Annotated in this window: 20 protein-coding genes; 13 read left to right on the top strand and 7 right to left on the bottom strand. The window is 71.5% G+C overall.

Annotated features, from left to right (window positions below):
* The first annotated feature begins 54 nt into the window (after positions 1-54).
* Positions 55-1,122 (top strand): aldose epimerase family protein, encoded by a 1,068-nt coding sequence (locus tag AB0G79_RS12165; protein ID WP_360804245.1) that lies wholly within the window; start codon positions 55-57, stop codon positions 1,120-1,122.
* Between the two features lie 136 nt (positions 1,123-1,258).
* Here AB0G79_RS12165 and mmsB read toward each other — a convergent pair whose 3' ends face one another.
* The 3 genes from mmsB to chvE are packed head-to-tail and all read right to left on the bottom strand — an operon-like array spanning position 1,259 to position 5,216.
* On the bottom strand, positions 1,259-2,503 hold the full coding sequence (gene mmsB / locus AB0G79_RS12160) for a multiple monosaccharide ABC transporter permease (RefSeq protein WP_360804242.1): 1,245 nt from the start codon (positions 2,501-2,503) through the stop codon (positions 1,259-1,261).
* Positions 2,500-4,071 (bottom strand): multiple monosaccharide ABC transporter ATP-binding protein, encoded by a 1,572-nt coding sequence (mmsA, locus tag AB0G79_RS12155; RefSeq protein WP_360804327.1) that lies wholly within the window; start codon positions 4,069-4,071, stop codon positions 2,500-2,502. Before mmsA ends, mmsB begins: the two co-directional genes overlap by 4 nt.
* A 35-nt stretch (positions 4,072-4,106) precedes the next feature.
* Positions 4,107-5,216 carry a multiple monosaccharide ABC transporter substrate-binding protein gene (chvE, locus tag AB0G79_RS12150; RefSeq protein ID WP_360804239.1) on the bottom strand — a complete coding sequence of 370 codons (1,110 nt, stop codon included), beginning with the start codon at positions 5,214-5,216 and terminating at the stop codon, positions 4,107-4,109.
* Positions 5,217-5,439: 223 nt separating this feature from the next.
* Here chvE and AB0G79_RS12145 point away from each other — a divergent pair, with 223 nt between their 5' ends.
* The 4 genes from AB0G79_RS12145 to araD all read left to right on the top strand — a co-directional run bounded on the left by AB0G79_RS12145 (position 5,440) and on the right by araD (position 11,529).
* Positions 5,440-6,486, top strand: coding sequence for a LacI family DNA-binding transcriptional regulator (locus tag AB0G79_RS12145; RefSeq protein ID WP_360804236.1), 1,047 nt, complete (start codon positions 5,440-5,442; stop codon positions 6,484-6,486).
* A gap of 1,041 nt (positions 6,487-7,527) precedes the next feature.
* Positions 7,528-9,234 (top strand): ribulokinase, encoded by a 1,707-nt coding sequence (araB, locus tag AB0G79_RS12140; protein WP_360804233.1) that lies wholly within the window; start codon positions 7,528-7,530, stop codon positions 9,232-9,234.
* A gap of 76 nt (positions 9,235-9,310) precedes the next feature.
* The gene (gene araA, locus AB0G79_RS12135) at positions 9,311-10,819 is read left to right on the top strand and encodes an L-arabinose isomerase (protein WP_360804230.1); all 1,509 of its coding nucleotides are present in this window, start codon (positions 9,311-9,313) and stop codon (positions 10,817-10,819) included.
* Positions 10,816-11,529 carry an L-ribulose-5-phosphate 4-epimerase AraD gene (araD, locus tag AB0G79_RS12130; RefSeq protein ID WP_360804227.1) on the top strand — a complete coding sequence of 238 codons (714 nt, stop codon included), beginning with the start codon at positions 10,816-10,818 and terminating at the stop codon, positions 11,527-11,529. Before araA ends, araD begins: the two co-directional genes overlap by 4 nt.
* 62 nt (positions 11,530-11,591) lie before the next feature.
* On the opposite strand, the gene AB0G79_RS12125 is transcribed toward araD, so the two are convergent.
* From AB0G79_RS12125 to AB0G79_RS12110, 4 genes are all read right to left on the bottom strand, one after another.
* A complete protein-coding gene (locus tag AB0G79_RS12125) occupies positions 11,592-13,031 on the bottom strand; it encodes an endo-1,4-beta-xylanase (protein WP_360804224.1) in 1,440 nt (479 codons plus the stop codon).
* A 295-nt stretch (positions 13,032-13,326) separates the two neighbouring features.
* Positions 13,327-14,766 (bottom strand): glycoside hydrolase family 43 protein, encoded by a 1,440-nt coding sequence (locus tag AB0G79_RS12120; RefSeq protein WP_360804221.1) that lies wholly within the window; start codon positions 14,764-14,766, stop codon positions 13,327-13,329.
* On the bottom strand, positions 14,763-17,057 hold the full coding sequence (locus tag AB0G79_RS12115) for a glycoside hydrolase family 3 N-terminal domain-containing protein (protein WP_360804219.1): 2,295 nt from the start codon (positions 17,055-17,057) through the stop codon (positions 14,763-14,765). Before AB0G79_RS12115 ends, AB0G79_RS12120 begins: the two co-directional genes overlap by 4 nt.
* A 15-nt stretch (positions 17,058-17,072) precedes the next feature.
* A complete protein-coding gene (locus tag AB0G79_RS12110) occupies positions 17,073-18,086 on the bottom strand; it encodes a LacI family DNA-binding transcriptional regulator (RefSeq protein ID WP_360804217.1) in 1,014 nt (337 codons plus the stop codon).
* Between the two features lie 222 nt (positions 18,087-18,308).
* Here AB0G79_RS12110 and AB0G79_RS12105 point away from each other — a divergent pair, with 222 nt between their 5' ends.
* The 8 genes from AB0G79_RS12105 to AB0G79_RS12070 all read left to right on the top strand — a co-directional run bounded on the left by AB0G79_RS12105 (position 18,309) and on the right by AB0G79_RS12070 (position 26,578).
* Positions 18,309-19,601, top strand: a complete 1,293-nt coding sequence (locus AB0G79_RS12105) for an extracellular solute-binding protein (protein ID WP_360804214.1) — start codon at positions 18,309-18,311, stop codon at positions 19,599-19,601.
* Between the two features lie 82 nt (positions 19,602-19,683).
* A complete protein-coding gene (locus tag AB0G79_RS12100; RefSeq protein WP_360804324.1) occupies positions 19,684-20,589 on the top strand; it encodes a sugar ABC transporter permease in 906 nt (301 codons plus the stop codon).
* Positions 20,586-21,416 carry a carbohydrate ABC transporter permease gene (locus AB0G79_RS12095; protein WP_360804211.1) on the top strand — a complete coding sequence of 277 codons (831 nt, stop codon included), beginning with the start codon at positions 20,586-20,588 and terminating at the stop codon, positions 21,414-21,416. The genes AB0G79_RS12100 and AB0G79_RS12095 overlap by 4 nt, the downstream gene beginning before the upstream one ends.
* 108 nt (positions 21,417-21,524) lie before the next feature.
* Positions 21,525-22,925, top strand: coding sequence for a glycoside hydrolase (locus AB0G79_RS12090; RefSeq protein WP_360804208.1), 1,401 nt, complete (start codon positions 21,525-21,527; stop codon positions 22,923-22,925).
* A gap of 26 nt (positions 22,926-22,951) precedes the next feature.
* Positions 22,952-23,992 (top strand): endo-1,4-beta-xylanase, encoded by a 1,041-nt coding sequence (locus AB0G79_RS12085; RefSeq protein ID WP_360804205.1) that lies wholly within the window; start codon positions 22,952-22,954, stop codon positions 23,990-23,992.
* Positions 23,989-25,038 carry a Gfo/Idh/MocA family oxidoreductase gene (locus tag AB0G79_RS12080; RefSeq protein ID WP_360804202.1) on the top strand — a complete coding sequence of 350 codons (1,050 nt, stop codon included), beginning with the start codon at positions 23,989-23,991 and terminating at the stop codon, positions 25,036-25,038. The genes AB0G79_RS12085 and AB0G79_RS12080 overlap by 4 nt, the downstream gene beginning before the upstream one ends.
* On the top strand, positions 25,035-25,895 hold the full coding sequence (locus AB0G79_RS12075; RefSeq protein WP_360804199.1) for a PmoA family protein: 861 nt from the start codon (positions 25,035-25,037) through the stop codon (positions 25,893-25,895). The genes AB0G79_RS12080 and AB0G79_RS12075 overlap by 4 nt, the downstream gene beginning before the upstream one ends.
* Positions 25,889-26,578: a cupin domain-containing protein gene (locus AB0G79_RS12070; protein WP_360804196.1), complete on the top strand. Its 690-nt coding sequence runs from the start codon at positions 25,889-25,891 to the stop codon at positions 26,576-26,578. The genes AB0G79_RS12075 and AB0G79_RS12070 overlap by 7 nt, the downstream gene beginning before the upstream one ends.
* Positions 26,579-26,624 lie beyond the last annotated feature (46 nt).

Raw genomic sequence — 26,624 nt, 5'->3', positions numbered from 1 at the left:
GGGACTCCCTGCCCCCGTTCCGGGCCGTCCCCCTCTCCGGACAAAGGAACTCCCATGAACCCGTCATCGCCCGCCCTCACCGCCGGACCGCCGGTCCGCGCGCTCTGCCCCGACGGCGGGGAGAGCTGGACCTTCGGCTTCCCCGGCGGACTCACGGCGGAGGTGCACACCCGCGGCGCCCGCCTCCACGCCCTGTGGGTCCCCGACCGCGACGGCACCCCGGCCGACGTCGTCCTCTCGCCCCGGGACCCGGCCCTCACCGCCACCACCGCCCGGTATTTCGGCTCCACCGTCGGCCGCTACGCCAACCGCATCGCGCACGGCCGCTTCCCCCTGGGAACGGAGACGTACCAGCTGACCACGCAGCCGGGCGGCCACAGCCTGCACGGCGGAACGGACGGCTTCGACACCCGGCTCTGGGAAGCCGAGAGCGTGCACACCCCCGAGTGGACCGGCGTCCTCCTCCACCTGAGCAGCCCCGACGGCGACCAGGGGTTCCCGGGCAACCTCGACGTCACCGTCAGCTGTCTCGTCGGCCGCGACGACGAACTCGCCTTCTCGTACGCGGCGGTCACCGACGCCCCCACCGTCGTGAACCTCACCAACCACGCCTACTTCAACCTGGAGGGCGAGGGCTCCGGCTCCGTCCTCGGCCACGAACTGGCCGTCGACGCCACCCACTACACCCCGGTCGACGCGGACCTCATCCCCTCCGGCGACCATCTCCCCGTCGCCGGAACCGCCTTCGACCTCCGCCGGCCGCTCCCGATCGCCGAGGCCCTCGCCCGCCCGGGCGCGGACGGCGGCTACGACCACAACTTCGTCCTGAGCCCCCGCGCCGACGGCGCCCTCCGCCGCGCCGCCCTCCTCCACGCGCCGGCCACCGGGCGCCGCATGGAGGTCCTCACCACGGAGCCGGGCATCCAGGTCTACAGCGCGGGCCAGTTCGACGGCACGGTCCTCGGCAAGAGCGGCACGCCGTACGGAGCGGGCGCCGGCATCGCCCTGGAGACCCAGCACTTCCCGGACTCCCCGAACCGGCCCGACGACCCGTCGACGCTGCTGCTCCCCGGCGACGAGTACCGGTCGCGGACGGTCCTGCGCTTCCGTACCGGCGCCTGAGCCCGTCGCCCGTATCCGTCACGTCACCCGTACCCGCACCCGTACCCGTACCCGTCACGACGTCCGTACACACGACAAGGCTGTGCCCGCCGGTGGGGAGGTACCGGCGGGCACAGCCTTGTCGAGGGAGGGGGCGTCAGGCACCCGCCCTGCGCTTGTTCCACACGTCGAAGCCGACCGCGGCGAGGAGCACGAGCCCCTTGATGACCTGCTGCCAGTCGGTGCCCACACCGACGAGGTTCATGCCGTTGTTCAGCACGCCGAGGACCAGGCCGCCGATGATGGCGCCCAGCACGGTTCCGACACCGCCGCTCATCGAGGCCCCGCCGATGAACGCCGCCGCGATGGCCTCCAGTTCGAAGTTCACGCCCGCCTTCGGCGAGGCCGCGTTGAAGCGGGCCGCGAAGACGAGTCCGGCGAGCGCCGCGAGCATCCCCATGTTCAGGAACACCGCGAAGGTCACCTTCCTGTCCTTGACCCCGGAGAGCTTCGCCGCGGGCAGGTTGCCGCCGATCGCGTACACGTGACGGCCGATCACCGCGTTGCGCATCACGTACCCGAAGGCCACCAGCAGCGCGGCGAGGATCAGGAGGACCACCGGGGCGCCCTTGTAGCTGGCGAGCAGCAGGGTGGTGACGAGGACGGCGGCGACGAGCGCCGTCACCTTCAGCGCGAACAGGCCCGTGGGCAGCGTCTCCAGGGAGAACTCCCGCTGCCGCCGCCGGTCCCGCACCTCCTGGAAGACCACGTAGGCGGCCAGGCCCAGGCCGAGGAGCAGGGTCAGGTTGTGGTAGTTGGTCTTCGGCCCCACCTCGGGCAGGAAGCCGTTGGCGACCTTCTGCAGACCGTCCGGGAACGGGCCGAGGGTCTGCCCCTTGAGGAAGATCTCGGTGAGACCGCGGAACAGCAGCATGCCGGCGAGCGTCACGATGAACGACGGTATGCCGACGTACGCGATGAAGAACCCCTGGAGGGCGCCGGCGACCGCGCCGAGCAGCAGCGTCAGGACCACCGCCACCGGCCAGGAGACGTGGTGCTCGACCATGAGTACGGCCCCGAGGCCGCCGACCAGCGCCATGAGGGAGCCCACCGACAGGTCGATGTGCCCGGAGATGATGACGATCATCATGCCGATGGCCAGGATGAGGATGTAGCTGTTCTGCAGCACCAGGTTGGACACGTTGCGCGGCAGCAGCAGGTCGCCGCCCGTCCAGATCTGGAAGAGCAGCACGATCAGGCCGAGCGCGAAGAGCATCCCGTACTGGCGCATGTTCCGCCGGACGCCGTCCAGGAGCACCCGGAGCACCGGTGTCCCGGCCGTCGGGGACCCGCCGCCCGGGGGCGCCGGGGCGGTCTTTTCCGTGCTGACGTCGGTGCTCATGCCTGGTGTCCTTCGCTGGAGGCGGCGCCTGCGGGGAGCGCCGGTGGTGCGGGGGAGTCCTGCGTCATGTGCCGCATCAGGACTTCCTGGGTGGCGTCCTCGCGGCCGACCTCGCCGGTCAGCCGCCCGGCGGCCATGGTGTAGAAGCGGTCGCACATGCCGAGCAGCTCGGGCAGCTCGGACGAGATGAAGAGGATCGCCTTGCCCTCGGCGGCGAGCCGGTCGATGACCGTGTAGATCTCGTACTTGGCTCCCACGTCGACCCCGCGCGTGGGCTCGTCGAGGATGAGGACGTCGGGACCGGCGAGGATCCACTTGCTGAGGACGACCTTCTGCTGGTTGCCGCCGGACAGGCGGCCGACCGGTTCGAGGACGTTCGGGGTCTTGATGTTCATGGTCCGCCGGAACCGCTCGGCGACCTTGCGCTCCTCGTGCCCGTCGACGATCCCGCGGCGGGCGAGGGAGCCGAGCGAGGCGAGCGAGATGTTCCGGCTCACGGAGTCCCCGAGGTCGAGGCCGTAGTGCTTGCGGTCCTCCGTGACGTAGGCGATGCCCTCGGCGACGGCCTCGGGGACGGTGTGCGTCCGGACCTCCCGGCCGTCCCTGAGCACCGTGCCCCGCTCGTAGCGGCCGTACGAGCGCCCGAAGACGCTCATGGCGAGTTCCGTCCGGCCGGCTCCCATGAGTCCGGCGACCCCGACGATCTCGCCGCGGCGGACCTGGAGCGACACCCCGTCGACCACCTTGCGGGCACGGTCGAGCGGGTGACGCACGGTCCAGTCCCGGATCTCCAGGACGGGCGCGTCGCCGGCCGGTCCCCCGTACGGCGTGCGCGCCGGGAAGCGGCTGTCGAGGTCCCGGCCCACCATGCCGCGGATGATGCGCTCCTCGGTGGTGGCCGGGTCCCGGACGTCGAGGGTCTCGATGGAACGCCCGTCGCGCAGGATCGTGACGGAGTCGGCGATCCGGGCGATCTCGTTCAGCTTGTGCGAGATGATGATCGAGGTGATGCCCTGGTCCTTCAGCTCGCCCATGAGACGCAGCAGCTTGGCGCTGTCCTCGTCGTTGAGCGCGGCCGTCGGCTCGTCGAGGATCAGCAGCCGGACGTCCTTCGCCAGCGCCTTCGCGATCTCCACGAGCTGCTGCTTGCCCACGCCGATGTCGGCGACGCGGGTCTCGGGGTGCTCGTCGAGGCCGACCCGGGCGAGGAGTTCCGACGCGCGGCGCAGCGACTCGCGCCAGTCGATGATCCCCCGCCGGGCCGGCTCGTTGCCGAGGAAGATGTTCTCGGCGATCGACAGGTAGGGAACGAGGGCCAGTTCCTGGTGGATGATGACGATGCCGCGCTGCTCGCTGGCCCGGATGTCCTTGAAGCGGCAGACCTCGCCGTCGAAGAGGATCTCGCCCTCGTACGTGCCGTGCGGGTGGACGCCGGAGAGGACCTTCATGAGGGTCGACTTGCCGGCGCCGTTCTCCCCGCACAGCGCGTGGACCTCGCCGCGCGCCACGGACAGCGTCACGTCGGAGAGCGCCCTGACGCCGGGGAAGGTCTTGACGATGGACCGCATCTCCAGGACGGGGCCCTCGGGAGTGAGGGTGGAGGTCACTTCAGGGCGCCAGCGTCGATGTAGCCGGAGTCCACGAGGACCTTCTGGTAGTTCGTCCTGTCGACGCTGACCGGGTCGAGCAGGTAGGCCGGGACGACCTTCTTGCCGTTGTCGTACGTCTTGTCGTCGTTGATCTCCGGCTTCTTGCCGTCGAGGACGGCCTTCACCATGTCGGCGGCGACCTGCGCGAGGGCGCGGGTGTCCTTGTAGACGGTCTGGGTCTGCTCGCCCGCGATGATCGACTTCACGGAGGCGACCTCCGCGTCCTGACCGGTGACGACGGGCAGCGGCTTGGCCTTGCTCCCGTAGTCGTCGGACTTCAGGGCGGACAGGATGCCGATCGAGATGCCGTCGTAGGGGGAGAGGACCGCGTCGACCCGGGACGAGGCGTACGCCGAGGTCAGCAGGTCGTCCATGCGCTTCTGGGCCGTGCCGCCGTCCCAGCGGAGCGTGGTGACCTGGTTCAGCTGGGTCTGCCCGGAGCGCACGACCAGCTGCTTCTTGTCCATGTACGGCTTCAGCACCTTCATGGCGCCGTTGAAGAAGTACTTGGTGTTGTTGTCGTCGTTGGAGCCGGCGAACAGCTCGATGTTGAACGGGCCCTTCTTGGCGCCCGCCTTCAGTCCCAGCTTGTCCACGATGTACGTGGCCTGGAGCTCGCCGACCTTCTCGTTGTCGAAGGAGGCGTAGTAGTCGATGTGCGGGGAGCCGAGGATGAGCCGGTCGTAGGAGATCACCGGGATGTGGGCGTCGGCCGCCTGCTGGAGGACGTTGGAGAGGGCCTCGCCGTTGATGGCGGCCACCACCAGGGCGTCCACGCCCTGGGTGATCATGTTCTCGATCTGGGCGACCTGCTGGTCGGGGTCGTCCTCGCCGTACTGGAGGGTCGTGGCGAACCCCGCCTTCTTCAGGCTCTCCGTCATGTTCTTGCCGTCGGCGATCCACCTCTCGGAGGACTTCGTGGGCATCGCGATGCCGATGGTGAGGTCCTTCTTCTCCTTGGCCTCCTGGCTGCCGCCCTCGCTGTTCTGGCCGCAGGCGGTCAGGAGCAGGGCGCAGCCGGTGGTCGCGGCCAGGAGGGCGGATGCGGATCGGAACTTCTTCATGGGGGGTTACCCATCCCGTCGTCGAGGCGGCTCCGACCGGCTCGGGTCCTGGGGCGGCGCGTGTCCGCGCGCCGCCGGGACGGCACCGTTCCGGTAGGGGGGCCCGGGGCGTCGGCACCCCGGACGAGACAGATTGTTAGCGCTCACAACGCCGTGATACAAGAGGCGATAAGGTTTTTCTCACATCGATACACAGTCGAGAGCACGGAGAAGGGAGGCGAACGTGGCGCAGGCAGCGGAAGACGTCCGCCCGCCGACGATGGCCGACGTCGCACGAGAGGCGGGGGTCTCCCACCAGACCGTCTCCCGGGTGCTGAGCGGCCACCCCAACGTGCGCCCGGCCACCCGCGACCAGGTCACCGAAGCCATCGAGCGGCTCGGCTACCGCCGCAACTCCGCCGCGCGCGCCCTGGTGACCCGCCGGACGCGCACGCTCGGCGTCATCGCGGTCAACACCGCCCTGTACGGACCCGCCAGCACCCTGACCGGCCTGGAGGAAGCGGCCCGGGAGGAGGGCTACCTCGTCTCGACCGTCAGCCTCCGCCCCGGCGCGGGACAGGGCCTCAAGGACGCCATCGACCACCTCGCGGCCTGGGGCGTCGAAGGCGTCGTCGCCATCACCCCGCAGCGCTCGCACGTCCAGGCGCTCGCCGAACTCGACGCGCCGTTCCCCGTGGTCACCGTCGAGGGCGGCCACCGCCTCGACCTGCCCAGCGTCTCCCTCGACCAGGAGCTCGGCGCCCGCATGGTCACCGAGCACCTGCTCGCCGCCGGGCACCGCACCGTCTGGCACGTCGCGGGACCCGAGGACTGGCTGGAGAGCGAGGCGCGGGCCGCGGGATGGCGCGCGGTCCTGGAGGAGAACGGGATCCGTCCCCCGCGCGTGCTGACGGGGGACTGGAGCCCGCTGTCCGGGTACCGGGCGGGGCAGGAGCTCGCGGGGCTCGCCCTCGCCCGCCGGGGGGCGAACCCGGTCACGGCCGTCTTCGTCGCCAACGACCAGATGGCCCTCGGCGTCCTGCGGGCGCTGCGGGAGGGCGGGATCCGCACCCCCGCCCAGGTCGCCGTCGCCGGCTTCGACGACATCCCGGAGGCCGAGTACTTCCCGCCGCCGCTGACCACGGTCCGCCAGGACTTCGCCGCGATCGGGCGGCGCAGCATCCAGCTCCTTGTGGACCACATCGAGGGCCGCGCCAAGAAGCCCGAACACCTCCTGGTGCAGCCCCAGCTCATCATGCGCGCGAGCACGCGACCGTCGGTCGAGGCCTGACGCGCGGGGTGCGGCGGGGCGGGGCGGCCCGGCCCCGCCCCGGCCCCGGTCTAGGCCCGGCCCCGCCCCGGCCCAGGTCGAGGCCCGGCCCCGCCCCGGCCCAGGTCGAGGCCCGGCCCCGGTCGCCGGGTGGTGAGGCCGAGAGGCCGGTGTCGGCGGTGAGGGGCGTTCTGGTGGTCCCCCCGCCGGGGGAACTCGCGCTCTCAGGTGATGCGCGGGAGAAGGTCCGGCACGGGTGACCCCGTGTGTCCGGAGCGCCGCTGTGTACGTGTACGCGTGTACGCGTACGCGCGGAGGAAGGCCGGGCCGCCCCGGAAGAACGGGCGGCGGGGCCGCCCCGCAGGGCGACCGAGGCCGACCCGGTAGCGGGAAGCGCCTCAGTCGCCGGAGTGGACACCGGGGAGACGCCGATCCCCTGCGGGGCCCGGTCGGGTCTCTCGCAGGGGCTCGGTCGGGCCCCTCGTGGGTTCCCGGTCCGGTCCCGTCACGAGTCCCCGGTCGGGCACCTGGTGGGTTCTCGGTCCGGCCCCTCGAAGCCCCGGGCCGGTCCCTCGGGTCCCGGGCCGCCCCCCGAGGCGCCGGTCCGTGGCGCGGTCGCGGACCGGCCCCCGCGCTTCCCCGTCCGGGCCCTTGTGGGTCGCCGGGCCGGTCCGGAGAATGGCCAGGTCCGGGCCGGCGGCGGGGTTTCCGGCGACGGTCCTGTTCCGGGCCGCCGGAGGCGTGGCGAGCGCGCGCCGGGTGTGCGCCGGGCGTGGGGGACGCGCCTGCCGGGCGTGGCGCGTGGGGAGGGTCATGGCGTACGGGACCCGCTCGTCGGGCGGGTCCTGACGCACCGGCCCGCCTCGTACGGGCCCGGCTCGTCGGTGAGCGGGGCCCGCCCCCGTCCTCAGTGACCCGACGGCCAAGTGAGCGCTCACTTCTGAAGCCTTCTTTCCCGTCGAAAGTTGCACAGAACAGCGTTCAGCTCTTGTCCAACGCGATTGTGAGCGTTAACAATCAGGGGGTCCCCCAGGCCCCCGCACATGACGAGAGAGACGCATCGTGACCCCACACGCCCCGTCCGGCCCCGAGGCCCGACTCCACCCCGAGGCCTGCACCGTCGGCGTCGACTTCGGCACCCTCTCCGGTCGCGCCGTCGTCGTCCGGGTGCGGGACGGCGCCGAACTCGGCGCGGCGGTCCACGCGTACCGCCACGCCGTCATCGAGGACCGGCTCCCCGGCACCGAGGCCGTGCTCCCGCCCGACTGGGCGCTCCAGCACCCCGAGGACTGGCGCGAGGTCCTGCGCACCGCCGTCCCCGCCGCGCTCGTCGAGGCCGGGGTCGACGCGGCCCACGTCATCGGCATCGCCACCGACTTCACCGCCTGCACGGTCCTGCCGACCACCCCGGACGGCACCCCACTCGCCCTCACCGCCGAGTGGGCCGACCGGCCGCACGCCTGGCCCAAGCTCTGGAAGCACCACGCCGCCCAGGAGCAGGCCGACCGCATCAACGCCCTGGCGCACGCCCGGGGCGAGAAGTGGATCGCGCGCTACGGCGGCAAGATCTCCTCCGAGTGGCAGTACGCCAAGGCCCTCCAGGTCCTGGAGGAGGACCCGGCCGTCTACGCCGCCTGCTCCCGCTGGATCGAGGCGGCCGACTGGATCGTCTGGCAGCTGACCGGCGCGGAGTCCCGCAACACCTGCACCGCCGGCTACAAGGGCATCCACCAGGACGGCGCCTACCCGTCCCCGGAATACCTCTCCGGGCTGCACCCCGACTTCGCCGACTTCCCCGCCACTCGCCTGGAACACCCGCTGTCGCCCCTGGGCTCCCGGGTCGGCGGCCTGAGCGCCGAGGCGGCCCGCTGGACCGGGCTGCCCGAGGGCATCGCCGTCGCGGCCGGCAACGTCGACGCCCACGTCGCCGCCCCCGCGGCGGGCGCCGTGGAGAACGGCCGGATGCTCGCCATCATGGGCACGTCCACCTGCCACGTGCTCAACGGCGCGACCCTCGCCGAAGTCCCCGGCATCTGCGGGGTCGTCGACGGCGGCATCGTCGAGGGCGCCTACGGCTACGAGGCCGGACAGAGCGCGGTGGGCGACATCTTCGCCTGGTGGCTGCGGCAGGGCGTACCGGACCACTACCGGGCCGAGGCCGAGGCGTCCGGCGAGGACCTGCACCAGCTCCTGACCCGCAAGTCCGCCGACCAGCCCGTCGGCGCGCACGGACTCGTCGCCCTGGACTGGATGAACGGCAACCGCTCGCCGCTGGTCGACCACCACCTCTCCGGCGTCATCGCCGGCCTCACCCTCGACACCCGGCCCGAGGACGTCTACCGGGCCCTGCTCGAATCCACCGCCTACGGCACCCGGATCATCGTCGAGACCTTCGAGGACGGCGGGATCCCCGTCGAGGAGTTCATCGTCACCGGCGGCCTGCGGAAGAACCCGCTGCTGATGCAGATCTACGCCGACGTGCTCCGCCGGCCCGTCTCCGTCGGCACCTCCGAGCAGGGCCCGGCGCTCGGCTCCGCCATCCACGCCGCCGTGGCCGCGGGCGCCTACCCGGACGTCCGCTCGGCCGCCGCCGTCATGGGCAGCGTCCAGCGGCACGCGTACGTGCCCGACCCGGCGCGCGCGGACGCCTACGACGGGCTGTTCGGCGAGTACCGCGCCCTGCACGAGCACTTCGGCACCGGCGCGGACCTGCTCCTGCACCGCCTGCGCCGCATCCGCAACGCGGCACGCCTCGCCACCGGCGCCTGACCGGAGCGCCCCGGCGCCCCCCTTCCCCCCAACCGCCCGACTTCTCCGCCCCGCACCTCCGAGGAGCACACCCGACATGACGCTCTCCCCGCCCGACCGCGAGATCTGGTTCCTCACCGGCAGCCAGGGCCTCTACGGCGACGACACCCTGGCACAGGTCGCCGAGCAGTCCCGCACCATCCGCGACACCCTCGCCGACCAGCCCCGGATGACCGTCCGCCTGGTCTGGAAGCCGGTCCTCACCGACGCCGCCGCCATCCGCAGGATGTGCCTGGAGGCCAACGCGGACGACCGCTGCATCGGCCTGATCGCCTGGATGCACACCTTCTCCCCGGCCAAGATGTGGATCGCCGGCCTCGACTCCCTGCGCAAGCCGCTGCTGCACCTGCACACCCAGGCCAACCGCCAACTGCCGTGGTCCACCATCGACATGGACTTCATGAACCTGAACCAGGCCGCCCACGGCGACCGCGAGTTCGGCTACGTGCAGACCCGCCTCGGCGTCCCGCGCAAGACCGTCGCCGGCCACGTCTCCACCCCCGAGGTCGTCGACCGCATCGCCGGATGGGCCCGCGCCGCCGTCGGCCGCGCCGAGCTCACCTCCCTCAAGCTCGCCCGGTTCGGCGACAACATGCGGGACGTCGCCGTCACCGAGGGCGACAAGGTCGAGGCCCAGCTGCGGTTCGGCGTCTCCGTGAACACGTACGGCGTCAACGACCTCGTCGCCGTGGTCGACGCCGTCCCCGAGGACGCCGTCACCGCCCTCGTCAAGGAGTACGAGGACCTCTACGCGCTCGCGCCCGAGCTGCGCCCCGGCGGCGAGCGCCACGAGTCGCTGCGGTACGCCGCCCGCGTCGAGGCCGGCATGCGGACCTTCCTCACCGAGGGCGGGTTCCGGGCCTTCACCACCAACTTCGAGGACCTCGGCGGCCTCCGCCAGCTGCCCGGCCTCGCCGTGCAGCGCCTGATGGCGGACGGGTACGGGTTCGGCGGCGAGGGCGACTGGAAGACCTCCACCCTGCTGCGCACGCTGAAGGCCATGGCCCACGGGCTGCCCGGCGGCACGTCCTTCATGGAGGACTACACCTACGACCTGACCCCCGGTCAGGAGCTCATCCTCGGCGCCCACATGCTGGAGGTCTGCCCCTCCGTCACGACGGCCAGGCCCTCCTGCGAGATCCACGCGCTCGGCATCGGCGGACGCGAGGACCCGGTGCGCCTGGTCTTCGACGCCGACCCCGGTCCGGCCGTCGTCGTCGGCCTCGCCGACATGGGCGACCGCTTCCGCCTCGTCGCCAACCGCATCGACGTCGTGGCCCCGCCGGAACCGCTGCCCCAGCTCCCCGTCGCCCGCGCCGTCTGGCGTCCCCGCCCCGACCTGCGGACCTCCACCGAGGCCTGGCTGACGGCCGGGGCCCCGCACCACACGGTCCTGACCACCGCCCTCGTCGGCGAGGAGCTGGAGGACCTCGCCGAGATGCTGCGGACCGAGCTCGCCGTGATCGACGAGGACACGACCGTACGGCGGTTCACGCGCGAGCTGCGCTGGAACCAGGCCTACCACCGTCTGGCGCAGAGCCTGTGAGCGCGGCCGTGTCCAAGGAGCTGCGCCGGGAGGTGCTCGAGGCGAACCTCCGCATCCCCCGGGCCGGTCTGGCCACCCTCACGTGGGGCAACGTGAGCGGTGTCGACCGGGACGCCGGCGTCTTCGTCATCAAGCCCTCGGGGGTCTCCTACGACGTGCTCGGCGAGGACGACCTGGTCGTCGTCTCCCTGGCCGACGGGAGCGTCGTGGAGGGCCGCCTGCGGCCGTCCACGGACACGGAGACCCACCGGAGCCTCTATCTGGCCTTCCCCTCCATCGGGGGCGTGACCCACACGCACTCCACCCACGCCGTCGCGTTCGCCCAGGCCCGGCGTCCGATACCGGTGCTCGGCACGACCCACGCCGACACCTTCAACGGGCCCGTACCGGTCACCGAGCCCCTCACCGCCGAACAGTGCGCGAGGGACTACGAGTACAACACCGGCCAGGTGATCGTGGACCTCCTGGGCCGCGACGACACCCGGGCCAGTGAGGTGCCGGGGGCTCTCGTCGCGCACCACGGGCCGTTCACGTGGGGCGCCACCGCCACGGCCTCCCTGGAGCACGCCGTCATCTGCGAGGCGGTCGCGGAGATGGCCCTGCACACGATCGCGCTCGGCACGGTGGAGCCGCCGCAGCACGTCCTGGACCGTCACTTCACCCGCAAGCACGGCCCCGACGCGTACTACGGCAATCCGGCCTCCGCCTGACGGCACGGAGGGGAGCCAGGACCGCTCCTGGCTCCCCTCCTCCATGCGGCTCGGCTCAGCGGTCAGGCGCGGGTCCAGCGCTGGTTGGTGCCGTTCCAGCACGTGTACAGCTGGACCGGCGTGCCGTTGGCGGTGCCGTTGGCCGCCGCGTCGAGGCAGAGGCCGGACTGCACGCCGACGATGGTTCCGTCGGAGTTCAGACGCCACTTCTGGTTGTCGCCGCCCCAGCAGCTGTAGATCTGCACCTTCGCTCCGTTGGCGGTGCCGGCGGCGTCGAGGCACTTGTCGCCGTAGACCCGGAGCTCACCCGCGGAGGTGAGGGTCCACTGCTGGTTGGTGCGGCCGTTGCAGTCGTACAGCTGGACCTGGGTGCCGTCGGTGGTGGAGGCACTCGGGACGTCCACGCAGCGGCCCGAGGCGACGCCCTTGATCGGCGCGGCGCCGGGGGTGGGGTTCGGCGTGGGCGTCGTGGAGCCGCCGTTGAGGGCGTTCAGCACGGAGGTGTACGCGGGCTTCTTGCTGCCGTCGCCGTTGAACAGCAGCGGCGTGTCACCGGACCGCCAGGAGTCCGTGTCGCGCACGCCCCAGACCGTGATGCCGAGGCAGCGCGGGACGGCCAGGCAGTCGTTGGTCACGTTGGCGTAGGTGGTGCCCGAGGCGCCCTGGATGTCGAGCTCGGTGATGGCCACGTCGACGCCGAGTGCGGCGAAACTCTGCAGCGTGGTGCGGAAGTTGCTGTTGTACGGGCTGTCGCTGTTGAAGTGCGACTGGAAGCCGACGCAGTCGATCGGGACGCCGCGCTGCTTGAAGTCCTTCACCATGGCGTACATGGCCTGGGTCTTGGCCCAGGTCCAGTTCTCCACGTTGTAGTCGTTGTAGCAGAGCTTGGCGGCCGGGTCGGCGGCGCGCGCGGTGCGGAAGGCGACCTCGATCCAGTCGTTCCCGGAGCGCTGGAGGTTGGAGTCCCGGCGGGCTCCCGAACTGCCGTCGGCGAAGGCCTCGTTGACGACGTCCCACTGGGTGATCTTGCCCTTGTAGTGGGTCATCACGCCGGTGATGTGGTTGTTCATGGCCTGGCGCAGCGCGCTGCCGCTGAGGTTCTGCATCCAGCCGGGCTGCTGGGAGTGCCAGGCCAGGGTGTGGCCGCGGACCTGCTTGCCGTTCTGCACGGCCCAGTTGTAGACGCGGTCGCCGCCCGTGAAGTTTAACTGGCCCTGCTGCGGCTCGGTGGCGTCGATCTTCATCTCGTTCTCGGCGGTGACCGAGGTGAACTCGCGGGCCGCGATCGACGTGTACGTCGCGTCGCCGAGCCGGCCGGAGGCGATGGCGGTGCCGAAGTAGCGGCCGCTCTGCGCGGCGGCGGCGCCGAGGGTGCTCTCGGCTGCCTGGGAGGCGGGGGCCGCGAGCAGGGTGGCGGAGCCGAGGGCGCCGGCGAGGAGCGCGGCGATCAGGCCGCCCCTTTTCCGGCGGACCGCGGGCGGTGCGGTGGCGTGGGAACGCATGGGTGTGGACCTCCGATGAGGAAATCGCGGGTGGGGGAGAGCGCGCGGCGGAAGTAATCCGCGGCGGCGATGTCCGCGTCCGGGGAATGGGACGGCGGAAAGCGGCGGTGACGCCTCGGGAATCAGTCTGGAAATACGGCATGAGCCTGTCAATGGTTTCGAAGATGTTTCGGAAACGCGAACCGCGCACGGGTCGTACGTCAGGACCGTCACGGCATTTCACCGGCACACACGGAAAGCGGTCCCCGTCGAAAGTGTTTCGACGGGGACCGCTTCTCTGCGAGCGTCTCTTCGGTCAGTCCGGCCAGGCCATGGCGAACCACGGGAAATGGGCCTGGTTCGCGGAAGGACGGCCCTGGGAGGTCGCGTACAGGCCGATCTGGACGCCGGTGAAGAGCGGCCGGAGGAATTCGGCCTCGACGGTGGCCAGATCCCGCCAGGGGCCGTCCGGCGTCGCGTGGGCGAATGTGTGGCCGAAGCCGCGCACGCGGACCCCCAGCCGGACGGGACCGGAGGGGGCGGCGGCACGGGCCAGGACCTCCGGGCCCCGGCGGAGTTCGAGACCCTCCGCGGTGCGCAGCAGGAGCAGGTGCTTGTCGTCGTCGACGACCACGGCGAGTCCGGCAGCCTCGCCCGGCCCGGCCGGGGTGAAGCGGATCTCCGTGGACACGTCGCAGTCGGGCTGTTCCTGGGGCCGGACCAGGAGGGACGGGACCACGCGGTCGCCGAGTTGTTCGGGGCGGCAGCGGAGCCGAAGCCCGTCGCCGGTGCTCCAGAACGGCGCACGCGGAGTGCGCAGGGTGCTCCAGTCGTCGGACAGGACGGCGAAGTCCTCGCGCAGCGGCCGGGAGCGGCCGGCGTGGGCGACGGGGGAGAAGGCCGGTACGCCGTCCTCCCAGGTGACCCGGCTGAGGAAGGTCTCCCGGCCGAGGGCGGAGCCCGGCCGGACACCCAGGAGGACGGCCCGCCAGTCCCCGTACGCCGTCCGCACGAGGTCGGCGTGGCCGGTGCAGGTGACCGGTCCCCCCGGGGCGGGGGCCAGGACGGGGTTGCCCGGCACGCCCTCGTACGGGCCGGTCACGTGGCGGGAGCGGGCGGCGACCACGCTGTGGTCCACGTCGGTGCCGCCCTCGGCGGTCAGCAGGACGTAGACCCCGTCGACCCTGTACAGGTGCGGGGCTTCCGACCAGCGGGCCTCCGGGTGGCTCCCCGACCACAGGACGTACTCGGGTCCCGTGAGCCGCCGTTCGTCCGGCACGTACTCGCGCATCCAGATCTCGGTGCGTCCGGCCGCCGCGTCCCGTACCCGCGCGGCCGTGAACCAGGCCCGGCCGTCGCCGTCAGGCCCGTCGTCGAAGAACAGCGACGGGTCGAAGCCCTCGCCCTCCAGCCAGTACGGCTCCGACCACGGCCCGGCCGGGTCGGCCGCCGTCACGACGAAGTGGCCCGGACCGTCCATCAGCGTGCAGACGAGGTGGAAGAGCCCGTCGTGGTGACGGATCGTCGGCGCGAACAGACCGCGCGACGGCCCGCAGCCGTCCAGGTCGAGCTGGGACGGCCGGTCGAGCGCGGAGCCGATCCGTCGCCAGTGCACGAGGTCCCGGCTGTGGAACACGGGCAGTCCCGGGAACCATTCGAAGCTGGACGTCACCAGATAGTGGTCCGCCCCGACCCGGCAGACGGACGGGTCGGGCCTGAATCCCGGCAGGACGGGCTGGTCGAACGCCCCGCTCACGGCACCGGGACGATCGATGCCGGAGCGACCCCGGACGGAGCGACCCCGGACGGAGCGACCCCGGACGGAACGGCCTCGGCCGGGGCGATCCCGACCGGCACGGACAGGACGCGGTCGGCACCCGGGTGCCGTACGGGCCCGTGGAGGGTGAAGGACCCCTGGAGCGGAAGGTCGCCGCTGGACCGGCCGACGGCCACGCCGATCTCGCCGGGCTCCACTCTGCGGCGCAGGTCGACGCCGGTGAACGAGGTCCGGTCGGCGTGGACGGAGAAGGTGACCCGGGCGGCCTCGCCCGGCGCCAGCTCGACCCTGCCGAATCCCGCGAGCCACCGCAGCGGCCGGACCACGGACGCCTCCGGGTCCGAGAGGTACAGCTGGACGACCTCGGTCCCCGCCACCTCGCCGACGTTGCGCACGGTCACCGCGACGGTCACCGATCCGTCCGTCGGGGCGGCGGAATCCACGGACAGGTCCGCGTAGTCGAAGCTCGTCCAGCTCAGCCCGTGCCCGAACGGGAACAGCGGCGTCGGGTCCACCGAGCTCCAGTCCGTCCGGCCGCCCAGCGCGGAGTGCAGGTACGTGCCGGGCTGCCCGCCGACCTGGCGGGGGAGGGAGACCGGGAGCCGGCCGCCCGGCTCCGCGGCCCCGCTGATGATCCGGGCCAGCGCCGTCCCGCCCTCCTCGCCGGGGAAGAAGGCCTGGACGACCGCGGCCGCCCGGTCGGCGAGCGAGCCGAGCGCGTACGGCCGTCCGGAGACGAGGACCAGGACGGTCGGCACCCCGGAGTCGAGGACCTCGGCGGCCAGCGCGGCCTGGTCGCCCGGCAGGTCGAGGGTCGCGGCGTCGCAGCCCTCGCCGGAGGTGCCCCGGCCGAACATGCCGGCCCGGTCGCCGAGGACGAGCACGTTCACGTCCGGCGCGTCGTCGGTGACCGTGAACCCGGCGGCGGCGAGCGCCTGGCCGAGCGTCGGGATCTCCACACCGGGATCGCCGGGCAGGGCGACGTGGTTGGGGAAGGAGTAGCAGCCGAGGAAGGACTGCGGGTCGTTCACGTACGGCCCGGTGACCGAGACCCGGCACGGCCGCAGCGGCAGGACGCCGTCGTTGGCGAGCAGGACGGTCGACCGCTCGGCGAGCAGCCTGGCGAGGTCGCGGTTCTCCGGCGGGTCCAGGTCGATCGGCTCGGGCTCCAGCGGCTCCCATCCGGGGTCGAGCAGACCGAGTTCGGCCTTCTGCAGGAGCACCCGCTCCGCCGCCCGGTCGACGAGCTCCTCCGGCACGGCTCCCGACCGGACGAGCGCGGTCAGCGGCTCGCCGTAGCAGCGGGCCGTGGGCAGTTCGACGTCGATGCCGGCGGTCAGCGCCAGCGCGCCGGCCGCGCCCCGCGAACCGGCGACGCCGTGCCGGGACTCCAGGAAGGAGACCGAGTAGTAGTCGGCGACGACGGTCCCGTCGAAGCCGAGCTCGTCCCTGAGCAGGCCGGTGAGGAGCCGCTCGTCGGCGGCGACGGGGACGCCGTCCACGTCGGTGTAGCTGTTCATCACCGACCGGGCGCCGCCCTCGCGCAGCGCCCGTACGAAGGGCTCGACCAGCACGTCGGCGAACTCGCGCGGCCCCACGGGGACCGGGGCCATGTTCCGGCCGCCGCGGGAGGACGAGTACCCGGCGAAGTGCTTGAGGGTCGCCACGACGCCCGCGCCCTCCAGGCCCTGGACGTACGCGGTCCCCGTCGCGCCGACGAGGTACGGGTCCTCGCCCATGCACTCCTCGGTCCTGCCCCACCGGTAGTCGCGGACCACGTCGAGCACCGGGGCGAGGCCCTGGTGGACACCGACCCGCCGCATCCCGGCGCCGATGGCCGCGGCCATCCGCCGGACGAGGTCGGGGTCGAAGGACGCGCCCCAGGCCAGCGGCCCGGGGAAGACGGTGGCGCCGAGGGTCATGAACCCGGTCAGGCACTCCTCGTGGGCCAGCGCCGGGATGCCGAACCGGCCGGCCTCCGTCACCTGCCGCTGGAGCGCGGCGAGTCGTTCCATCCCCGCCCGCGCGGCGATCGGCGCGGTGCCGTACACCCGGGTGAGCTGGCCGAGGCCGAGCCCGATGATGTCGTCGAGTCCCGGCGCGGGCTCGCCGGAGTCGTCCTCCATGGGCGCCACGGGCGCACCGGGATCGGAGGGCAGGGCCCAGAAGCCGGCGAGTTGGCCCGCCTTCTCCTCCAGCGTCATCCGACTCAGCAGGTCGGCGACGCGCACGGAAGCGGGCAGGAGGGGGTCACGCCAGGGCTCACTCACGGGGTTCTTCTTCTCCTAGAGACGGGGAGGGGCGGTGGAGACGCGGACCTTCAGTTCGGTCGAGAGCTCCATCCGGGGGCTGACCAGGGGCTGGTCCTCCAGAAGCTGGAACAGGGCGCGGGCGGCGAGCCGGCCCATCTCCTCCAGTGGCTGACGCACCGTCGTCAGCGGCGGTGACAGCCATTCGCACATCGGCAGGTCGTCGAAGCCGACCACGCTGAGGTCCCGCGGGATGCTCAGCCCGACCTGCCGGGCGGCCTCGTAGACCCCCATCGCCTGCTGGTCGCTGCCGGCGAAGATGGCGGTCGGGGGCTCGGGCAGGGCGAGGAGTTCCCGCGCGCACCGGAAGCCGCCCTCGTGCTGGAAGTCGCCGAAGCGGATGAGGTCGCGGTCGACCTCGATCCCGGCCCGCTCCAGAGCGGCCCGGTAGCCGTCGATGCGGGCCTGGCTGCAGAGCATCTCCTTGCGCCCGCCGATCGCGGCGATACGGCGGTGTCCCAGCTCCAGCAGGTGCTCGGTGGCGGCGAGTCCGCCGGCCCAGTTGGTCGCGCCGATGCTCGGGACACCGTTGTCCGGCATGTCGATGGGGTCGATGACGACGAGAGCCACCCCGCCCCGTTCGACCTGGGCGCGCTGCGCCTCGGTGACCGAGGCGGTGACGAGGATGACGCCGTCGCTGTGGTGCTGGACCGGCACCGCGGACCAGCTCGACGGCGTGGCCTCGCCGGGCGGGACGAGCGACACGACCGTGCCGACGCCCCGCTGGGCGCACTCGGCCTCGACGCCGCGCAGGATCTCGACCGCCCAGGCGCTGTCCAGGCCCCCGATGATCAGGTCGACCAGACCGGATCGGCGGGCCCGGTTCTGGCGGCCGGGCTGGAGGTAGTTGTGCGACCGCAGCAGGCCCTCGATCCGCTCCCGGGTCGAGGGCGCGACGTCGGAGCGGCCGTTGATCACCTTGGAGACGGTGGCCTGGGAGACCCCCGCCTCCGCGGCGATGACGGCCAGAGTCGCACGCTGCTCGCTCAACTTCTCTCCCTTTCGACGCCGTCGGACGCCGACAGCTTTTCGCAAACTTTCGAAGAGTTTCTGGGTGGCGTGACGGCTTGTCAAGCCCTTTGTTGCCGCCGGGTTTCCGAGATAAATCGGTGAGAAGTCTTGACCGGGATGCCCGTCGTTCCTAGGTTGTGGCACCACGAATTCGAGAGTGTTTCGAAAAGTTTTCGAGCGCTTCCCCTTCACGGAGGTCCCATGGCCAGCACCACCCCGAGCCGACGCAGCTTCCTGGCGCTCGCGGGCTTGACCGCCCTCTCCGTCCCCCTGACGGCGGCCTGCGGGTCCGGCGGATCGGGCGGCGGGGCGGCGGCCGACGGCAAGGTGGCGTTCGACTGGTGGAACATCGCCACCACGGAGCCGGGCAAGTCCCTCTTCCCGGAGATCTCCTCGGCGTTCACGAAGGCCCACCCGAAGATCGCGATCAACACCACCTCGCTGGAGAACGAGGCGTTCAAGTCCAAGCTGACCGCCACCACCTCCTCGGGCAAGCTCCCCGACGTCTACCAGACCTGGGGCGGCGGCGTGCTCCAGCAGCAGGTCGACGCGGGCCTCGTGGAGGACCTCACCGACCTCGCGGACTGGTCGTCGCAGCTCACCCCGGTCTCCCTCTCGGCGTACCAGATCGAGGGCCGCCTCTACGCGATCCCGTACGACATCGGCATGGTCGGCTTCTGGTACAACAAGAAGCTCTTCGCCAAGGCCGGGATCACCACCCCGCCGGCCACCTGGTCCGAGTACCTCGGCGCCGTGAAGAAGCTCAAGACCGCGGGCGTCACCCCGATCGCCCTCGCGGGCAAGGAGAAGTGGCCCGGCCACTACTACTGGGCCTACCTCGCGATGCGCGTCGCCGGCCTCCCCGCCCTGCAGAAGGCGGCGACCGACAAGGACTTCACCGACCCCGGCTTCGTCAAGGCGGGCGCCCTCCTCAAGGAGCTCGTCGACCTCCAGCCGTTCCAGCCGGGCTTCCTCGGCGCCGGCTACTCCAGCCCCGGCGGCCAGGCCGCGACCATGGGCAACGGCAAGGCCGCCATGGAGCTCATGGGCCAGTGGGGACCGTCCGTGCAGAAGGACGCGGGCGCCGACCTCGGAGCGGACCTGGGCTTCTTCGCCTTCCCGACCGTCGAGGGCGGAGTGGGGCAGGCGACCGAGGTGTTCGGCGGCGGCAGCGGCTTCGCGCTCCGCAAGGGCGCCCCGAAGGAGGCCCTCGACTTCCTGAAGTTCTTCGCCGTGGACAACGAGCCCAAGCTCCTCGCCTCCAACGGCTACCTGCCGGTGGTCAAGGGCGCGGAGAGCCAGCTCAAGGACGCCAACAAGAAGGTCGTGGCGGAGAGCCTGGTCAAGGCCACCGGCTTCCAGCTCTTCCTCGACCAGGCCTACCCGCCGGCGGTCGGCCAGGAGGTCAACGACAGCGTCGCCGACCTCATAGCGGGCAAGAAGACCCCCGAGCAGGTCACCGAGTCGATCACCGAGGCTGCGAAGAGTGCCTAGCTCCGTGTCCACCCTGACCAAGGAGCGGCAGCGGACGGAGGGGTCCGTGGCGCCGCCCGCACCGCCTCCGGCGCGTTCCTTCCTGAGCCGGTGGGGCTCCTGGGCCTCGGTCGCCTGGTTCCTCGTCCCGGCCCTGGTGCTCTTCCTCGTCTTCGTCCTCGCCCCGATGGTCGTCGCCGTCTGGACCGGCTTCTTCAAGTGGGGCGGCATCGGCCCCATGGACGACTTCGTCGGTCTCGCGAACTACACCAAGCTGTTCGACGACGAGGTCTTCGTCGGGGACCTGTGGCGCGGGCTCTACCTGATCCTCATGTCGGTCCTGGTGCAGCTGCCGTTCGCCCTGTTCACCGCCGTTCTGCTGAACCAGAGGCTCCGCGGCCGGGCCGTCTACCGGATGCTGTTCTTCGCGCCGTACATCCTCTCCGAGGTCGTCACGGCGGTCCTGTTCACGATGATCTTCCTGCCCGGCGCGGGCATGGCCGATCACCTCGCCGGCCTCTTCGGTCTCGACGGCCTGCAGGGCAAGTGGCTCTCCGACCCCTCGACGGTCCTGCCGACCCTGTTCGTCGTCATGATCTGGAAGTACTTCGGCTTCCACATGATGCTGTTCCTCGCCGGCCTGCAGAGCATCCCGTCCGAGATCCTCGAAGCCGCCTCCATCGACGGCGCCGGCGCCTGGCAGCGCTTCCGCCACATCACGCTGCCGCTGCTCGGCCCGACGATCCGGATCAGCGTCTTCCTGTCGATCATCGGGTCCATCCAGCTCTTCGACCTCGTCTGGGTCATGACCTCCGGCGGGCCCAACCACTCCTCCGAGACGATGGCCATCGCGATGTTCCAGTTCGGGTTCAAGCGGTACCAGGTCGGCTACGCCAGCGCGATCAGCGTCGTGCTGTTCATGATCAGCCTCGTCTTCTCCCTCTTCTACCAGCGGTACGTGCTCCGCCGTGACCTCAGCGGCGCCGTCACCTCGGGAGGTGGCCGATGAACGCCCGTCGGACGGTACGCGGCCTCTCGCTGCACGCCGTGGTCTGGCTGATCGCCGCCTTCGTCGTCGTACCGCTGGTCTACGCCGTCATATCCGGCTTCAAGAGCACGGCGGAACTGACGAACAACCCGTTCGGACTTCCGGAGCACTGGAAGGTCGGGAATTACCTCGGAATTCTCGGCGACGGCATGTTCTGGCGGCAGATAGCCAACAGCGCGGGCATCGCCGTCGGCACGACGGTCGTGACGGTCGTGGCCTCCGCCATGGCGGCCTTCGTCCTCGCCCGGTACGCCTTCCGGGGAAGGGAGTTGTTCTATACGCTCTTCACCATCGGGCTGATGTTCCCGTTCGCGGTGGCCGTTCTGCCGCTCTTCCTCATGCTGCGGACCTTCGGTCTTCTCGACAATCCGCTCGGAGTGATTCTCCCGCAGGCGGCTTTCGGGCTCCCGATGACGATCGTGATCCTGCGCGGTTTCTTCCGGACCATCCCGGCGGAGATCGAGGAGGCCGCCACCATGGACGGCTGCGGCAAGTTCCGCTTCTTCTGGCAGATCCTGCTGCCGATGGCGCGCCCCGCGCTCGGCACGGTCTCCGTGCTCGCGGTCGTCGCGAGCTGGAACAACTTCTTCCTGCCCCTCCTGGTGTTCAGCGACCCGAAGCTGCAGACGATCCCGGTCGGCGTCCAGCAGTTCCAGGGCCAGTACTCGACCGACTTCGCGCTCGTCCTCGCGTACATCGTGCTCGCCATGGTCCCCGCCCTCGCCTTCTACGCCGTCGCGGAGCGCCAGCTGATCGGCGGCCTCACCGCCGGCGCGACCAAGGGCTGATCCGTACCGCGCGACAGACCTCCCCGTGCGAAACCCCCGTCCCAAGGAGATCCGTTGAAACGTCTGACCGCCTTGACAGCCGTCACGTTGTTAGCGCTAACATCTCACGTGGCCGCCGCCGAACCCGTACCGTCGGCGGCCACCCGGGCCGACAAGGCCGCCTCCGCCGACCACGTCCACCGGGCCGACAAGCCCGACCGTGCCGGACCCGTCATCGACTTCCGGGCAGCACTCCAGCCCATCGACGGATTCGGCTTCTCCATGGCCTTCCAGAGGGCCGACCTGCTGCACGGGGCCCGCGGCCTGAGCCCCGCCAAGCAGCGCGAAGTCCTCGACCTGCTGCTCAGCAAGGAGAAGGGCGCGGGCCTGTCCATCCTGCGCCTGGGCATCGGGTCGTCGACCGACCGCGTCTACGACCACATGCCCACGATCCTTCCCACCGACCCCGGCGGGCCGGACGCCGACCCCGAGTACGTCTGGGACGGCTGGGACGGCGGTCAGGTCTGGCTCGCCAAGGAGGCCAAGGCCTACGGCGTGAAGAGGTTCTACGCCGACGCCTGGAGCGCGCCGGCCTTCATGAAGACCAACGGCAACGAGAACAACGGCGGCGAGCTGCTCCCGGCCTGGCGCCAGGCCTACGCCGACTACCTCGTCCAGTACGCCAAGTTCTACCAGCGGGAGGGCATCGACATCACCGACCTCGGGTTCACCAACGAACCCGACTGGACGGCCACCTACGCCTCGATGCGCTTCACACCCCAGCAGGCCGTCGACTTCCTGAAGGTGCTCGGACCGACCGTCCGCGCCTCGGGGCTCAAGACCGGCATCGTCTGCTGCGACGCCGCGGGCTGGGACCGGCAGGTCGCCTTCACCGAGGCCATCGAGGCGGACCCGGAGGCCGACAAGGCCGTCCGGACCGTCACCGGCCACCGCTACAGCGGCCCGACCACGGTCCCGCAGCCCACCGACAAGCACGTGTGGATGTCCGAGTGGTCGCCGGACGGCACCACCTGGAACGAGAACTGGGACGACGGCAGCGGCTACGACGGCCTCACCGTCGCCGCCGACATCCAGAACACCCTGACCGTCGGCAACGCCAACGCCTACGTCTACTGGACCGGCGCGTCCCTCGGCGCCACCCGGGGACTCATCCAACTCGCCAACCCCGGCGACGACTACCGGGTGTCGAAGCGGTACTGGGCGCTCGCCGCCTTCAGCCGCTTCATCCGCCCCGGCGCCGTCCGCGTGCCGGTCACGACCGCCGACCCGGCACTGAGCGTCACCGCCTTCCGCAACACGGACGGCACCCGCGTCATCGAGATCCTCAACACCGCGACCACCGAGAAGTCCGCCGGATTCACCCTCCGCGGCGGACACGACCGGCACCCCGACGGCTACGTCACCGACGAGACCCGTTCGATCACCCCGGCGGACGTCGTCTCCACCCACGGCACGACCCTCACGGCGAAGCTCGCCCCGCGCGCGCTCACCACGATCGTTCTCGACTGACCCGCCCACCACCCGAGGAGCCGCTCATGTCCATGTCCCGCCATCTGATCGCCCTCACCGCCGCGGTCTGCGTCGCCGCCGGCCTCGGCACCACCACCGCCACCGCCGAGCCCCGCCCCGCCACACTCGCCGAGCTGGCCAAGAAGCACCACAAGTACTTCGGCTCGGCCACCGACAACCCCGAGTTCACCGACGCCGCCTACCTGAAGATCCTCGGCAGCGAGTTCGGACAGACCACCCCCGGCAACGCCATGAAGTGGTACGCCACCGAACCCCAGCCCGGCGTCTTCGACTTCACCGCCGGCGACGAGGTCATGGCCTTCGCCAAGGACCACCACCAGAAGGTCCGCGGCCACACACTCGTCTGGCACAGCCAGCTCCCCGCCTGGCTCACCGACCGCACCTGGACCGCCGAGGAGCTCCGCCCCGTCCTCAAGCGGCACGTCCAGACCGTGGCACGCCACTACAAGGGCAAGGTCATCCACTGGGACGTCGTCAACGAGGCCTTCAACGAGGACGGCACCTACCGCGAGTCGGTCTTCTACAAGACCCTCGGCCCCGGCTACATCGCCGACGCACTCCGCTGGGCCCACGAGGCCGACCCGCACGCCAAGCTCTACCTGAACGACTACAACGTCGACGGCATCAACGCCAAGAGCGACGCCTACTACAAGCTCATCAAGCAGCTCAAGGCCGACGGCGTCCCGGTCGAGGGCTTCGGCCTCCAGGGCCACCTGGCGCTCCAGTACGGCTTCCCCGCGGGCGTGAAGGAGAACATCCAGCGCTTCGCCGACCTCGGCGTCGACGTCGCCGTCACCGAGCTCGACATCCGGATGCAGCTCCCGGCCACCGCCGAGAAGCTCGCCACCCAGGCCGACTGGTACGCCCAGTACGTCAAGGCCTGTCTGGACGTCAGGCGCTGCGTCGGCGTCACCATCTGGGACTACACGGACAAGTACTCGTGGATCCCCGGGGTCTTCCCCGAGGAGGGTGCCGCGCTGCCCTACGACGAGAACCTCAAGCCCAAGCCCGCCTACCACGCCATCCGGAAGGTGCTGGGCGGATGATCAGGACGGCGATCGTCGGGACGGGCGGGATCGCGGGCATCTGCCACGTCCCCGCCCTCCGGGCCCAGGCGCACCGGGCCGAGATCGTGGCCGCCGTCGACGTGGACGCCGAGCGCGCCGAGGCCTTCGCGGCCGAGCACGGCATCCCCGCCGTCCACACCGACCTGCGCACGATGCTCGACGAGCAGCGCCCGGACGTCGTGCACCTGTGCACGCCGCCGTTCCTCCACGCCGAACAGGCCGTGGCCTGCCTGAACGCGGGCGCGTGGGTCTGGTGCGAGAAGCCGGTGGCGCTGTCCCTCGCCGAGATCGACCGGATCCGAGCCGCCGAGAGCGAGTCCGCCGCCGCGGGAGCCGTGTTCCAGCACCGGTACGGCTCCGGCGCCCGGTACCTGCGCGAGCTGATCGGCGCGGGCAGCCTGGGCCGCCCGCTGGTCGCCCAGTGCGTCACCGCCTGGTACCGCGACGACGCCTACTACGACGTGCCGTGGCGCGGCACCTGGGCGAGCGAGGGCGGCGGCCCGACGCTCGGCCACGGCATCCACCAGATGGACCTGCTGCTGACGGTGCTCGGCCCCTGGGCCGAGGTCCGGGCGATGGCCGGCCGCCTCGAACGGGACGTCCAGACCGAGGACGTGTCCACGGCCCTGGTCCGCTTCGAGAACGGCGCCGTCGCCACCGTCGTCAACAGCGTCCTCTCGCCGCGCGAGGAGAGCTACCTGCGGTTCGACCTCACCGACGCCACGGTCGAACTGCGGCACCTGTACGGCTACTCCAACGCGGACTGGACGTTCACCGCCAGGACGCCCGCCACGAAGTGGGAGCCGCCGGAGGACCTGCCGAGCTCCCACACCGCGCAGCTCGCGGAGTTCCTCGACGGCTACGAGGCCGGGATCCGTCCCGACCTCGGCAGGCCGACCATGGAGCTGGTCACGGCCCTGTACAAGGCCGCGATCACCGGACGGCCGGTCGTGCGCGGGGAGATCGACGCCAGCGACCCGTTCTACGACTCGCTCGACGGGGGACGCCCGGAGGTGTTCCGATGACACTCGAACTGCTGCGGAACGAAGGAGCGCTGACGGTACGGGCCCGGGGAACCGAGCTCTTCCGGTACGTGCACCACCCGGTCATGGACCCGTTCGAGGCACCGAAGCCCTACCTGCATCCGGTGCGCACCCTCGCCGGCCAGGTCGTCACCGGCTACCGGCCGCACGACCACCGCTGGCACAAGGGAATCCAGTTCACCGCCTCCTGGCTGTCGGGCCAGAACTTCTGGGGCGGCGGCACCTACCTCCGCGGCCAGGGCTACGTCGACCTGCCGAACCTCGGCACGATGCGCAGCCTCGGCGTGTCCACCGGCACGGACCACGAACGGGCCGTCGTCACCGAGGACCTCGCCTGGCACACCATGGCGGGGGAGCGCTGGATAGACGAACGCCGGACGCTGACCGCGTGCGACGTCGAGGCCGACTCCTGGACCCTGGAGGTCACCACCGAGCTGACCAACGTCCACGGCACCGACCTGGTCTTCGGCAGCCCCGGCACGCAGGGAAGGGAACTCGCCGGATACTCCGGCCTGTTCTGGCGCGGCCCGCGCGAGTTCACCGGCGGGGACGTCATCGGTCCCGGCATGGGCGAGCAGGGCGACTGGCTGGCCTTCGTCGGCACGCACGACGAGGTCGACCGCTCCTCCACCCTGCTGTTCCTCGACGACCCGGACCACCCGTGCCAGTGGTTCGTCCGCAGCGAGCCCATCCCCGCCGTCAACCCGTCCCTGGCGTTCGAGAAGGAGGTGCCGCTCGCCCCCGGCGACACACTGGCGCGCCGCTACCGGATCGTCGTCGCCGACGGCGCGTGGGACCGCGCGCGCCTGACCCGGTACGTCGAGGAGCACCCGTGGTGACACCGCTCCCCGGCGGTGTCGGAATCTCCGACCTGACCGTGTACGAGTGGGAGGCGGCCGACGGACTCTGCGGCGGCACCCCCCACATGCACCTCGTCTGCTCGGAGGCGTACGTCGTCATCGGCGGCCGGGGCAGCGTGCAGACCCTGACCACCACCGGGTTCGCCGACACGCCGCTGCGGACCGGCGACGTCGTCCGGTTCACCCCCGGCACCATCCACCGCCTCGTCAACGGCGGCGGACTGCGGCTCGTCGTCCTCATGCAGAACAGCGGGCTCCCGGAGGCCGGCGACGCCGTGTTCACCTTCCCCGCGCACGTCCTGGCCGACGCCGACGCCTACCGGGCGGCGGCGGCCCTGACCGGCGATGCCGGCCAGGCGGCGCTCCGCCGCCGGGACCTGGCGCTCGAGGGGTTCCGGACCCTGCGCGACGAAGGGGGGCTGCGGGAGTTCCACGCCGCGGCCCACCTCCTGAAGCGCGAGCTCCTGGACGCGTGGGAGGTCCGCTGGCGTGACGGCGCCCTGGCGGCGGCCGAGGAGACCGGCCGTCAGCTGGAGCGCCTGAAGGCCGGGGACCTCGGGCATCTCGACGACGGCGCCGTGGAGCGGCTGAACCGCCCGGAGGCCCCCCTCTTCGGGATGTGCGGCCTGCTCCACCCGTACACCCTCCCCCTTCACCCCTGACCGCACCCGTACTCGCACCGCACCCGCACCCGTACCCCCCCGAGAA

The sequence above is a fragment of the Streptomyces sp. NPDC020807 genome (assembly GCF_040641575.1).
In the GTDB taxonomy this organism is placed as follows: domain Bacteria; phylum Actinomycetota; class Actinomycetes; order Streptomycetales; family Streptomycetaceae; genus Streptomyces.
This window is presented reverse-complemented; position numbering and strand designations above follow the sequence as displayed.